The following is a 14537-nucleotide window of genomic DNA, read 5'->3' on the forward strand; positions in this document are numbered from 1 at the left end:
ATGCCTCTTGGTGCTGCTCGCCCAGAGGGGGAACATTACAAATGAAATTGTGGGCCGGGTCTTGCTCCGGCGGGCGCGCCTCCCCCTTCTACCTTTTTCTTCTCCCCATCTTTGCTTCCCCTGCTGAGGCTTGCTGGCCGGGGGTAGCCCGGCAGCTACTCACTTTTCTTTTGCTTCGCCAAAAGAAAAGTAAGCAAAAGAAAAGGCGACCCTGGTGTCTGCGTCCCTCCGCTTCGCTGCGGGCAGCCTGCGGTGCTCGGTTCAGGCGGGGTCTCGCTAAACTCGCTGCGCTGCGCTTCGCTCAAACAACGCGATCCCTTATCCGCCTGAACCTCCGCTCCTCGGCGCATACACAAGGGGATGGGAGAAAAATACCGAATACCTGAAGAAACAAGGACACGCCATGGCGTGTCCTTGTTTGTATTGGTCTTCTTTGTCTTTTGGTATTCGGTCCCCGCTCCCGATTGCCCCGTCCTGGCTGGGCCGAGGAGCGCAGAGACAAGCGGATCAGGGCTGGCGTTGTCTGAGCGGAGTGAAACGCAGCGAGTTTAGCCAGACCCCGCTTGGCTCGAGCACCGCAGGTTGCCCGTAGCGCAGCGGAGGGACCCAGACTGCGGGTCGCCTTTTCTTTGCTTACGTTCTTTTGGCGAAGCAAAAGAAAGTAAGTCGCCCGCCGGGGCGAGACCCGGCCAGCAGAACCAAGAAGAGGAAAGAGGAGGATGAGGAGGCAGGAGCGCGTCCGCCGGAGCAAGACCCGGCTCCTTACTCCTCGCCGGTCTTGCCGGCTTCAGCGGCAGCCGCAGCCAGCGCATCGGCAGCCGCATCACCACCACCGAAGCCGCCGCCGCCAGCGCCACCACCCGACGAAGCGCCAAGGCCGGCAACGGCTTGCAAGGCCGCGTCATACGAACTGACCAGGCCGGCATTCCCCAGCGCCGCGGTGCTGGCATTGGAGGTCGTGATGCTGAGCGCGCCGTCCACAAAGCCCAGCGCATAGTTGCCCGAGATCGAGCTCAGCCCGCCCGGCGTGATCACATAGTTGCCTGCGGCCACGGCCCCCTGCGAGGAGCCGCCATAGGCCAGCGCACCACCGATGTCAGCCGAGGTGTCGCCCGCCACAAAGCCGTTGTAGCTCACGCCGTTGCCGCCGTGGTAGGCCGAGCCGTCGTACAGCTTGGTGTCGCCGTTGGCCGTCACGGTCAGCGCCTTGGGTGTGATGCTGGCCGTGGTGCTGGTGCTGGTGTTCAGCAGGTTGTAGTTGCCGGCATCGGTACCTGAGGTGCTGATGCCGTTCACGCCGACGGCCTTGCCTGTGCCGGCATTCTTGTCAGCGAAGGTGGCGGTTCCCGTGATGCCGACCACATCGCCGGCCACGCGGTTGTCGCCATAAGTGACCGCGGCCACGGTGCTGCCGTCATACACCTTGTTGACGCCCGTGGCCGTCACCGTCAGGTCGGCCTTGTTGATGGTGCTGGTCGTGTTATTGCTGTATGTGACGCTGTAATTGCCATTGTTGATGCCGTCACCCACAGTGACACCCGAAGTGGTCACCGTCTTGTTGCCGGTGCCGGCGTTCTTGTCGGTAAAGGCGAATGTGCCGCCCGTCAGGCTGTCGCCGCTGAACAGCGTGCCCGCCGTGACGGTGGCCGTGCCTGCCGCCGACAGGTTGCCGTCATAGGTCTTGGTGACGTTGCTGCTGCCCACCGTGAGGCTGGCCTGGGTGATGCTGGCCTGCTGCGTGCCGCCCGTGAAGGTGTAGTTGCTGGCCAGGCCGCTGCCGTCCACCAGGCTCAGGCCGGCGACCGTCAGCGCCTTGTTGGCGCCCACATTCTTGTCGGCCATGGTGGCCGTACCCGAGAGGCCCAGGGTTTCGCCGCCCACCAGCGGGCCGAGGTTCAGCACGCCGGCCGCCACATTGGCCGTGCCGTCATAGCTGCGCGTGCCCGACACGCTCACCGCAAAGGGATTGATGGTGCTGGTGGTGTTGTCGGCGTACGTGACGTTGTAGTTGCCGTTGTTGACGCCATCGCCCACCGTGACACCCACCGTCGTCACGGTCTTGTTGCCGTTGCCGGCGTTCTTGTCGGTAAAGGCGAAGCTGCCGCCCGTCAGGCTGTCGCCACTGAACAGCGTGCCGCCGGTCACGGTCGCGCTGCCCGCGGCCGTCGTGTTGCCGTCATAGGTCTTGGTGATGTTGGCGCTGGACACCGTCAGGTTGGCCTGGTTGATGGTGCTGGTGGTGTTGTTGGCGTAGCTGACGTTGTAGTTGGCGTTGTTGACGCCATCGCCCACCGTCACCCCGCTGGTCGTCACCGTCTTGTTGCCCGTGCCGGCGTTCTTGTCGGTGAAGGCGAAGCTGCCGCCCGTGGCGTTGTCGCCGGCGAACACCGTGCCGGCCGTCACCACCACCGTGCCCGCTGCGCCGGTCGTGCCGTCATAGGTCTTGGTGACGTCGGAGGTCGACAAAGTCAGGTTGGCCTTGTTGATGGTGCTGCTCGTGTTGTCGACATAGGCGATGTTGTAGTTGCCCGTGACATCCACGTTGCCGCTGTCCTTGATGGTCAGGCCGCTGGCCTGCACCGTCTTGTTGCCGCTGCCCACGTTCTTATCGGTAAAGACCTGCGTGGCGGCGGTATTGACTACCTCGCCCGCACCTGCGCCTGCCAGCGCACCGACGGAGCCCGTACCCGTGGCATTGAGCGTTCCGTCGTAAGTCTTGATCACCGCATTGGCCGTCACCGTGAGGTTGGCCTTGTTGATGGTGCTCGTGGTGTTGTCGGCGTAGCTGACGTTGTAGTTGTTGCCGCCATTGCCATCGTTGACCGCCACGCCGGTGGTCGTCACGGTCTTGTTGCCCGTACCGGCGTTCTTGTCGGTAAAGGCAAAGCTGCCGCCCGCCAGGCTGTCACCGCCAAACAGCGTACCGGCCGCCACTGTGGCCGTGCCGGAAGCGGCCACCGTGCCGTCATAGGTCTTGGTGACATTGCTGGTGGTGAGCGTCAGGTTGGCCTGGTTGATGGTGCTCGTCGTGTTGTTGGCATACGTGACGTTGTAGTTGCTGTTGTTCACGCCGTCACCCACCGTGACACCCGAGGTCGTCACCGTCTTGTTGCCCGTGCCGGCATTCTTGTCGGTGAAGGCAAACGTTCCGCCCGTGGCGTTGTCGCCTGCGAACACCGTGCCGGCCGTCACCACCACCGTACCTGCTGCGCCGGTCGTGCCGTCATAGGTCTTGGTGACGTTGCTGGTGGACAGGGTGACGTCGGCCTTGTTGATGGTGCTGCTGGTGTTGTCGGCGTAGGTAATGTTGTAGTTTCCCGTCACGTCAGCATTGCCGCTGTCCTTGATGGTCACGCCGCTGGCGCGCACCGTCTTGTTGCTAGTACCAGCGTTCTTGTCCAGGAAGGCCTGGCTGCCGGCGGCATCGACCACCTCACCCGCGCCAGCCCCGGCCAGCGCGGCCACCGTGCCTGTACCCGTGGCGCTGGTGGTGCCGTCATAGGTCTTGGTCACCACATTGGCTGTCACCGTCAGGTTCGCCTTGTTGATGGTGCTGGTCGTGTTGTCGACATAGGCGATGTTGTAGTTGCCCGTGACGTCCACGTTGCCGCTGTCCTTGATCGTCACGCCGCTGGCGCGCACCGTCTTGTTGCTGGTACCAGCGTTCTTGTCCAGGAAAGCCTGGCTACCAGCGGCATTCACGACCTCACCCGCTCCGGCACCTGCCAGGGTAGCGACGGTACCGGTACCCGTGGCGCTCAGCGTGCCGTCATAGGTCCTGCTCACCGCATTGGCCGTCACCGTCAGGTTCGCCTTGTTGATGGTGCTGGTCGTGTTGTCGGCGTAGCTGACGTTGTAGTTGGCATTGTTCAGGCCGTCGCCCACCGTCACGCCCGTCGTGGTCACCGTCTTGTTGCCGGTACCCGCATTCTTGTCGGTAAAGGCAAACGTTCCGCCAGTGGCACTGTCACCTGCGAACACCGTGCCGGCCGTTACCACCACCGCGCCTGTAGCGCCTGTCGTTCCGTCATAGGTCTTGGTGACGTTGCTGGTGGACAGCGTCACATTGGCCTTGTTGATCGTGCTCGTGGTGTTGTCGGCATAGCTGACGTTGTAGTTGGCGTTGTTTACGCCGTCACCCACCGTCACGCCGCTGGTCGTCACCGTCTTGTTACCGGCACCCACATTCTTGTCGGTAAAGGCAAAGGTTCCGCCCGTGGCGCTATCACCTGCGAACACCGTGCCGGCCGTTACCACCACCGCGCCTGTGGCGCCTGTCGTACCGTCATAAGTCTTGGTGACGTCGCTGGTGGACAGCGTCACATTGGCCTTGTTGATCGTGCTCGTGGTGTTGTCGGCATAGCTGACGTTGTAGTTGGCGTTGTTCACGCCATCGCCCACCGTCACGCCTGTTGTCGTCACCGTCTTGTTGCCGCTGCCGGCATTCTTGTCGGTAAAGGCAAACGTTCCGCCGGTGGTGCTGTCGCCGGCGAACACCGTGCCGGCCGTTACCACCACCGCGCCTGTGGCGCCTGTCGTGCCGTCGTAGGTCTTGGTGACGTTGCTGGTGGACAGCGTCAGGTTGGCCCTGTTGATCGTGCTGGTAGTGTTGTCTGCATAGCTGACGTTGTAATTGGCGTTGTTCACGCCATCGCCTACCGTCACGCCTGTTGTCGTCACCGTCTTGTTGCCGCTGCCGGCATTCTTATCGGTGAAGGCAAACGTTCCGCCGGTGGCACTGTCGCCGGCGAACACCGTACCGGCCGTCACTACAACTGCACCCGTCGCGCTGGTCGTGCCGTCGTAGGTCTTGGTGACGTTACTGGTGGACAGCGTCAGGTTGGCCTTGTTGATGGTGCTGGTGGAGTTGTCGGCATAGCTGACGTTGTAGTTGGCGTTGTTCACGCCATCACCCACCGTCACGCCTGTTGTCGTCACCGTCTTGTTGCCCGTACCGGCATTCTTGTCGGTAAAGGCAAACGTTCCGCCCGTGGCGCTATCACCTGCGAACACCGTGCCGGCCGTTACCACCACCGCGCCTGTGGCGCCTGTCGTACCGTCATAAGTCTTGGTGACGTCGCTGGTAGACAGCGTCACGTTTGCCTTGTTGATGGTGCTGGTCGTGTTGTCGGCATAGCTGACGTTGTAGTTGGCGTTGTTCAGTCCGTCGCCCACCGTCACGCCCGTCGTGGTCACCGTCTTGTTGCCATTGCCGGCGTTCTTGTCGGTGAAGGCAAACGTTCCGCCCGTGGCACTGTCACCTGCGAACACCGTGCCGGCCGTTACCACCACCGTACCTGTCGCACCGGTGGTGCCGTCGTAGGTCCTGGTGACGTTGCTGGTGGACAGCGTCAAGTTGGCCCTGTTGATCGTGCTGGTAGTGTTGTCTGCATAGCTGACGTTGTAGTTGGCGTTGTTCACGCCGTCACCCACCGTCACGCCTGTTGTCGTCACCGTCTTGTTGCCGCTGCCGGCATTCTTGTCGGTAAAGGCAAAGGTTCCGCCCGTGGCACTGTCGCCGGCGAACACCGTGCCTGCCGTTACCACCACCGTACCTGTCGCACCGGTGGTGCCGTCGTAGGTCTTGGTGACGTTGCTGGTGGACAGCGTCAGGTTGGCCCTGTTGATCGTGCTGGTCGTGTTGTCGGCATAGCTGACGTTGTAGTTGTTGCCGCCATTGCCGTCATTGACCGTCACGCCGGCCGTTGTCACCGTCTTGTTGCCCGTGCCCGCATTCTTGTCGGCAAAGGCAAAGCTGCCGCCGCTGGCGGTGTCGCCGCCCAGCAGTGCCGTGCCCGCCGCGGCCACCGCCGTGCCGGCGGCTGAGAGCGTGCCGTCGTAGGTCTTGGTCACATTGCTGCTGCTCAGCGTCAGGTCGGCTTTGGCGATGCTCAGCCCGCCGCCGATGATGTCATAACCCTGCTGGTTCGAGTAATAGCCCGTGCGGTAGCTGCCCGCATTGCGCCCGCTGGCGTTGCTGCCCGACACGCCAACGACGGCGATGACGGGGCCCGTCTGCGTGCCGCCGTTGTAGGTCAAGCTGGTGTCGCCCAGGTTCAGCGCAGTCAGGAAGCTGCGCAGCAGCGGGCCGGTGTTGCCTTCATAGATGCGCCAGATGGTTCCGTCGCCGCCCACGTTGCTGGCGTTCCAGCCGGCGTCGATAAAGGTCTGGGCCTTCATCATGTCCGCCGTGAGTATGCCCGTGCCGCCGCCCGCGGTGGTGGCCTGGCCCGTGGTCTGGGTGTCCCAGAAACTGCCGGTCACCGTGCCGCTGTTGTCCAAGCCCACCAAGCCGCCTGCGCTGGAGGTTCCCGCCACAGCACCGGTGGCATAGCTGTTGGTGATGATGCCGCTGTTGGTGCCCACAAGGCCACCCGTCGTATTGTCGCTGCTGGTGCTCACAGCGCCACTGGCATAGCTGTTGGCGATGGTGCCGCCGTTGTTGTTGGATCCCACCAGCCCGCCGGCATTGGCATTGGTACCGACCACGGTGCCGGTGGCGTAGCTGCCGCTCACGGTTCCGTTGTTGACTCCCGCCAAGCCCCCCACATCATTCCCGGCGGTCACACTGCCGCTTGCATAGCTGTTGCTGATGGTTCCATTGTTCGCGCCGACCAACCCGCCCACGATCTGCATGCCGTTCACGGTCGCCGAACTATGACTGTTGGTGATCGTCCCAATGACGCTGCCCACCAACGCGCCTACAGAGCCGTTGCCGGTGACGCTGCCGCCCGTCAGCCCCAGGTTGGAGACCGTCCCGCCATTGAGGTAACTGACTAAACCAACGTTGCTGTCGCCAGGCCTGTTGATGACCAGTTGGTCGACCACATGACCGCCGCCGTCCAGGCTGCCGGTAAATAGCGTACCGGCGGCTATCGGCTTGAAGCCCGCACTCGCGTTCCAGTTCACGGTGCCGCTGGCATCAATGTTGTTGGCCAGCTTGAAGTTCTTGTCCAGCATGCCGTCGGAGCCCGCGCCCTGCAGGCCGTAAATGTCGGCAATCCGGTAGGCCGTGTTGGTGCTCAGGCCGTCACCGCCCAGCGCGCGCACAAAGGTTCCGCCGCTGATGCGGAAGTCACCTGCGGAGAATGTGGGCAAGGTGCCAACCTGGCTGAAAGCGCCGCCCTTGAGTTCAAACACACCGCTGACATTGATGGCCGCCGGCGCATTGATGCTGCCCTGGGCATTGAGCGCCAGGCCCGCGGCGCCGATGGCGCTGCCCAGGCTGATGTCGCCCGCCGTGGCGGTCAGACTGATGTTGTCGTTGGTGGAGGCAAAGGCATTGCCCACCGTGATGCCCGAGGTGGAGTTGGACGTCAGGCTGACGTTTTGCGCGGAGCCGCTGTCGGTGCTGATGCTGTAGTTGGCGGTGTCCAGCGCATTGTCGGTGGCCACGGCGATGTCGCCGGTGGCACCCGTGGTGGTAAAGCTCTGCAGGCCGGTGGTGTTGGCGCCCAGCGCGATGCCGTCCCGCGACGAGGCGGTCAGCGTCGTGGCCGTGATGTTGTTGGCGCTGCCGTTGGCATCGGTGATCGCGCCGGCCGAAGCGGTCAGCGTCACATCCGAGCCGGAAACCGTCTTCACGTCCAGGTTGCCGGCTGTGGCGGTCAGGTTCACCGTACCCGTGGTGGCAACGTTCTCGATGCCGCCGCCGTTGGCCAGGGTCACGGCGATAGGCCCTGAAGTGCTGGTAGCTGTCAGTGCCGCCGCATCGGCTCCGAGGCTGATGCCGGTGGCCGCGGTGGCCGTCAGCGCGCCAGCCGTCACCTGGCCCGTGCCGCTGATGCTGCCGCTGCCGGCGGTGAGCTGCACCGCGCGTGTAGGGTTGCTGACGGTGTTGTTGAGTGCCAGGTCAGTCGTTCCGCTGAGGGCCAGCGTGCCATCGGCCACGGAAACAGGTGCCGTCACCGTCAGCGCGCCGCCCGTGGTGCCGACGGCGACATTGCCGGTGCCCGTGGTCGACACACCGTTGATCGCGCCGCCGGGAACGGTGCCACCGCCAAACGTCACCTGGTCGATTACCAGCGCATTGTTGTTGCTGATGCCAATGTTGCTGCCGGCCACGGCCGAGAGCGCATTGACACTGGTATTGAGCGCGTTGTCACCGCCCGCGCCGTCACCGATGTAGCCGCCGGCGCGGACCGCCAGGTTGTTGGCGGTCAACGCCGTGGAGGTACCGGCCTGCTGGACGTTCGCGCCGGCAGAAACGTAAATGTCGCCGGTCGTGGTCTGGGCGCTTGCGTTGTTCGAGAAGATGACGTCACGCCCGGCTTCAAGCCGGATATTGCCGTTGACGGCCGACAGCGTGCCGCTGGTGTTGATGGTCAGGTCGTTTCCGCCACCCGCGCTCAGGCTGATGTTGCCGGCGCCGTTGCGGCCCAGGCCGTTCACCGTGAGCGAGCCATTGCTGGTGGCGATGTCGATGTCGCCCGTCGTGAACAGGTTCTGCACCTGGGTGCCGGCCAAAGACACGTTGCCGCCGCCATAGATGACGCGCGTGTTGCCCTGGCGCGTAGCCGTGAAGACGCCGCTGATCGCATTGCGCGCCGTTCCCGTCACCGGGATGATGCCCAGGCGCTGGCTCAGGTCGCCCGCCCCCGTGCCAGCGCCTATGCCGCGGTTGGCCGACACGGCCACCGAGGAGCCGTTGAACCAGCTGCCGGGCACCTGCTGCACATAGCCGTCCGCGGCGGTCACGACCACCGCCTTGCTGGCGCCTGCGGTGCCGCCGGCCAGGGCGGTTCCGCCCGTCGCGTCAATGCCGCCAATCGAGACATTGTGGTTGGCGTTGCCGGCAATCACGGTCACGCTGCCGCCCGCGCCGCCGTTGTTGGCCACGGCGGCGCCGCCCAGGGCATTACCACCCTTGGCATTGGCGTTACCGGCCAGGCTCACGCTGCCGTTGCTGGCATTCAGGGTGATATTGCCCGCGGCGCCTATGGAGCAAGTGGCGCCGTTGCTGCAACCGGCATTTTCGACATAGCTGGAAACATTGCCGCTACCGGTGATGTCGGAATTGGCGCCCGTGGTGGTGATGCTGACAGTGCCGCCGGTGCCCGACACAATGGTCGCGCTGCCGTAGTTGGTGTTGACCCGGTTGAGCGAGCCCGCGCCGCCGTGCGCGTCAAGGTTGCCGAACTGGATGGTGGCGCCCGCGCCCACCGTGCCCAGCGTGACGTTGCCGGCATTGCCGCCGTTGCTGCCGGGCTGGGAGTTGGCGACGTACTTGCCGCCCCAGGTGCCTATGGTCCCCGTGGTGATGGAAGCCGCGCCCGTACCGGCCGTTGTCACCAGGACGGTGCCGCCGCTGCCGCCATTGCCGATGTATCCCGCCTGGCCGCCCTGGGCGGAGAGATTGCCCACACTGATGCTGCCGGCGCCGCTGTTGCCCGTGTTCCTCAGCGTGATGTTGCCGCCGTTGCCGCCCGTGCCGAACATCCAGGCAAAGTTGGTGCCGCCACCGCTGCCATTGCCGCCATTGGCCAGCACATTGCCCGAGATGGCGATGCCGGCGCCGGCGGTGGCCGTGGTCACGCTCACATTGCCGCCCTTGCCACCGGAAGTGGCGTTGTTGCTGGCCGTGGTGCTGCCCGCATTTCCGCTGGTGCCTTGCGCGGCGAGGTCGCCAGTCACGGTGATCGAGCCGCCATTGGCACCACTGGTGCTGAGCTGGATGTTGCCGGCGTCCGAGCCGTTGGTGTCCATGCTGCTGGCCGCGCCCGAAGTCCTGATGGCGGCGCCTCCGCTGCCCGTGGCCGTCAGGGTACGGCCCGCGCTGATGGCCACGTTCGCACCCACGGTGGACACCGTCAGCGCGTTTTGCGCATAGTGGTCGTCGGCTGCCAGCGTGATGGTGTTGGCGCTGCCGCCGGTGGTGCTGACGGCCTGGTTGAGCGTCAGGTTGTCCGTCGCCCCGCCGGTATCGACGGTAGCCAGCGAGATCGCGCCGCCCGTGCTGCTCACGCCGGCGATGGCGCCGCCCGGAACCGTCGAACCCGCGAAAGTGGCGGTGTCAACCGTCAGCGCGCCGGTGTTGCTCACCGAGATCGCGCCCGGCGCCACGGCAGAGAGCTTGTTCACCTGGGTATTGAGCTTGTCCGCAGCGCCGCTGTTGCCGACGTAGCCGCTGGAGCGTATCGCCAGGTTGTTGGCCGTGACGGCAACGCCGGTGCCGCCCTGCCGGATGTTCCGCCCGGCCAGATAGACGTCGCCCGTGGTGGTGACAGCGCCTGTACCGTTGAAGGTGATGTCGCGGCCGGTGAGCTGCACATTGCCGCCGTTCGCGCCGACGGTCGCGCCGTTGGCGATGGTGATGTCGCCCGCGGCGGCGTCGGTCGCACTCAGAGCCAGCGTGCCACTGCCGACCGATGAGGTGCCCAGCGTGAGCGAGCCGCTGCCGGCGTTGATGGCGACATTGTTCGCGCCAAGGTTGCTGACGCTGACCGCGCCGGTGAAACTGTTGGCGCCGGTCAGGCTGACCTGGCCCGCGCCGGCGTTGACGCTGGTCGTACCGCCTACCACCAGGGCACCGGCGGTTTGCTGGATGGCCGCATTGCTCGCGGCGAGCGCCAGGTTGCCGGTCGCCGTGAGGTCCTGGTTGATGTTCAGGCCGTTGGTCGCGCTCAGGCTAAGGTCTTTGGCGCTCAGGGCGCCGCCCATGGCAATGGAGCCGCCCGACAAAGTCAGGTTGCCCGTTCCGGCATTAAAGGCACCCAGCGTCAGAGTGCCGCCGTTGGCCGCCATGTTGACGTTCTGGTTGACGCCCGTCAGGGTCAGGGCGTTGAAGTCAAGGTTGCCGCTCACGCTGACGCTCACATCATGGGCGGCGGTGATGATCGGGTTTCCGACGGCCGAGTCGCTGCTGAAATCGATCTGCCCGCCGCCGCCCGTTCCCTGCGAAGTCAGGTTGAGCGTGCCTATAGCGCCGCTGGAGGCGTTCACGCGTATTCGGCCGTTGCCCGTGTTGCCCGCTGACGCAGTGAAGTTGCCGTTGCCCAAGACCATGACGTTGGCGGCGGAGTTGGGGTCGCTTCCCCGGATGTTCGTGCCCGCGTACAGGTCGAAGGAGCTGGCTCGCCAGTCCACGCCGCTATTCACGATCAGTTCACCCGTGGTGGCTTTCAGCTTCAAACTGCCCGCATTGATCTGCCCCAGGTCGCCGATGCTGCCGCCGGCCGTCATGTCTATCGCGCCGGTGTTCGTGTTCAGGGTTCCGCCGCCGGTGATGTCGCCGCCGGCGTTGGCCGTCAGCGCCAGGGCGCCGGAGGAGGAAAAGACATTGGCGTTAAAACCGATATTGCCCGCGGCGGTCATTGTCAAACCAGCCGCGCCTCCAGCGCTTTTCCCGATAGCCTGGTTGATATTGATGTCGCGCTCGGCGGTCAAGGTGAAGGTGTTGCTGTCCGTCCGGTTGATGGCCTGGTTGACATGGATGTCGCCGTTGCCGCCGGCCGTGCCCATGGTGGCGGTGGCGATTTCAAAATTGCCGCCGGTCAGGGCGGCCTGGACGGCCGTGGCAGACATGTCGCCCGTGGCGGAGATGGTGAAGTCGTTCGGGTCTATCAGCCATTTTCCGGTGCGGCCGCCGCTGCCTTCAGCGGCCAGCGTAGTGACCCTGGCGCTGTCGGCCACCTTGACATGCGCGGCAGACGTTTCAACAAACCCGCCGTCGCCGCCATTGGGGGCGCTCGCATCCAGCGTGCCGCCCACATGGACCGTTCCGGTCTCCATGTCGCCCATCAGCAAAATGCGGCCGGCCTTGTTCTGAATCGTTTTGGCTTCAATGACGCCGGTGTTGTTCACTGTGGCCGTGGTCAGGCTGTCCATGGCCTTGGCCGAGAGCAGCACCTGCCCACCGTCGGCCTTGATGAGCTGCCTGTTCTCGGCCAGCGCATTGACTGCACCCTGGTCGATGCTGTAGCCCAGCAGGCTGCCGTTGTCGATATTGAGCGTGACCTTGTTGCCGGCCGCCAGCAGGGCCGTTCCCAGCGTCGCGCCTATCACGCCCTCGTTGCGCACCTCGGGCGCCAACAAGGCGATATAGCCGCCGTTGGCCGCCGTCAGCGTGCCCTGGTTCACCACGGAACCGCTCGCGCCGTTGTTGCTGAACACATGGTTGCCGGCCATAAAGTCGGCATTGCTCATGGACAGCGTCGAAGCCACCAGCCCGCCGACGTTGACCTGCGAGCCCGCGCCAAATAGCACGCCGTTGGGGTTCAGGATAAACACCTGGCCGTTGGCCGTGAGGCTGCCCAGCAGTTCACTCGGGCTGCTGCCCGTGATGCGGTTCAGCGCAATGGCCGCCGCATTCGGCTGGTTAAATCGCAGCGCCTCATTGGCCGCGGTGGACAGCGAGGTCCAGTCGATGGCCACACGCTGGGTGCTTTGGTTGATGGTGGTGGTGTTGCCCATCGTGGATATGCCGGCGGCCCCAGCCGACACACTGGCATTGGCCGCATCGGCCGCGCGTACTTCATGCGTGAGCACCGCCAGCGAGGCCAGCAATACCAATGCCGCCCGGCAGGCAGTATTGAGCCTGAAGCCCGAACCGCCGCCATCACCACCACTTCCTCCTTGCGCCTCTACGTCATCCCACTGCACGCTGCCGCGCGCCGAACCGCCCTTGCTGCGCCCCTTGGCGTTCTCCGCCACGGCCACCCAGAGGCTCAGGGCAGCATTCCAGACAAGACGGTAGATGCGGTTCATGCTGGCGTGGCTTTTCATGATGAGGACTTCCAAAAAAACTAAGGCGACTACTGGCCACGGGCTCGCGCTTCGCGCGCACCCGTGACAAAACGTGCAAATCGTAAAAGTCCACTCTCCGCCTGTATGTCCCTAGTTATGGGGACACCGCGGCCGCGCCCATGTGAAAATTTCCCTTTCGGGCCGCGCACTTTCATCACCTCTTCAACTCTTCACCGGATGGCGGGAGGCATGGACTCTGATCACATGCGGGCGATTCTGTGTAACAAGCTTGTGTGCGGCAATACTGCCGATGCAGTAGTGGTGGGTTGATGGGTGGAGATAGTGGGGAGAGTGCTATGGCTTGTCCCCAAAACTGGGGACAGACAGCAACGCCAGCCCGGCATACCATGCCTGTGACCCGGAGGGTGTACGCGCATGATTGTTGGCAGGGTGCTTGCACGGTGCTGTGTATGCTGTGTGGCAACGGCGGCAGCCATGCACCGCCGGGCAAGCCGGCGGGAAGTCGCGGGCAGACAATAAAAGAGGGCCGGGAAGCGCTATGTCGAACATTCTGAAAGCCGCGCTGTTGCTGGCCGCGCTGGCCATTGCCGGTGCGGGCCGAGCCGAGCCGACGGAAATCTCTTTTTATTTCCCCATCGCGGTGGGCGGCCCCGTTGCCAAAAGCATTTCGGCGCTGGCGGCCGATTTTGAAAACAGCCATCCCGACATCCGCGTCAAGCCCGTCTACACCGGCACCTACAAGGACTCCATCGTCAAGGCGCTGACGGCGCACAAGAGCGGCACGCCCCCCGACGCGGCCGTGCTGTTTGCCGTCGACATGTACACGCTGATCGACGCCAACGCCATCGTGGCATTCGACGACCTGGTCGCCAATGCCGACGATGTGGCCTGGCTGCGCAGCTTTTACCCGGCCTTGATGACCAACAGCCGCGCCGCGGGCCAGACCTGGGGCATTCCCTTTCAGCGCTCGACCATCCTGCTCTACTGGAACAAGGAGCTTTTCAAGCAGGCCGGCCTGGACCCGGAACGGCCGCCCGCCGACTGGGGCGAGATGGCCGACTACGCCCGCAAGCTGACCCGGCACGATGCGCAGGGCAACACCATGCAGTGGGGTGTGCAGATACCGTCCTCCGGATTTCCTTATTGGCTGTTCCAGGGGCTGGCCACGGGCAATGGCGCCGAACTCATGAACGCGGCCGGCACCCGCACCTATTTCGACAAGCCCGCCGTGGTGGAGGCGCTCCAGTACTGGGTGGGCCTGTCGCGCGAGCACAAGGTGCACCCGCCGGGCATTGTCGAATGGGGCGGCACACCCAACGACTTCCTGGGCGGCAAGGCCGCGATGATCTGGACCACCAGCGGCAACCTGGGCAACCTCAAGGCCAAGGCCGGGTTTGACTTCGGCGTGGGCATGCTGCCCGGCAACAAGCGCTTTGGATCGCCCACGGGCGGCGGCAATTTTTATGTGTTCCGCAAGACCACGCCAGCGCGGCAAAAAGCCGCCTTCCGTTTTATCCAGTGGATGGTCGCGCCCGAGCGCACCGCGCGCTGGGGCATTGATTCGGGCTATATCGCCGTCAGCCCGGCCGCCTGGGAGACACGCACCATGAGGGACCATGTGATGGACTTCCCGAAGGCGGCCGTCGCGCGCGACCAGCTGCAGCAGGCCGTGGCCGAGCTTTCCACGCATGAGAACCAGCGTGTGACGCGCGCGCTCAACGCCGGCCTGGCGGCGGCCCTCACCGGCGCCAAGACGCCGCAACAGGCCTTGAAGGATGCGCAGGCCGAGGCCGAGCGCATCCTGCTGCCCTACCAGCGTTAACAGCGTTAAC

At 64.5% G+C, this 14537-nt stretch carries 2 protein-coding genes; one reads left to right on the forward strand and one right to left on the reverse strand.

The window, feature by feature from the left end; translation table 11 throughout:
• Positions 1–762 precede the first annotated feature (762 nt).
• On the reverse strand, positions 763–12723 hold the full coding sequence (locus AC1DUN_RS18195; RefSeq protein ID WP_477715197.1) for a YDG domain-containing protein: 11961 nt from the start codon (positions 12721–12723) through the stop codon (positions 763–765).
• 520 nt (positions 12724–13243) lie between these two features.
• Here AC1DUN_RS18195 and AC1DUN_RS18200 point away from each other — a divergent pair.
• Complete coding sequence (locus tag AC1DUN_RS18200) at positions 13244–14527, forward strand: ABC transporter substrate-binding protein (RefSeq protein WP_477715198.1); 1284 nt, start codon at positions 13244–13246, stop codon at positions 14525–14527.
• Positions 14528–14537: the final 10 nt, after the last annotated feature.

This window comes from Polaromonas sp. P4_F6 (genome assembly GCF_056401275.1).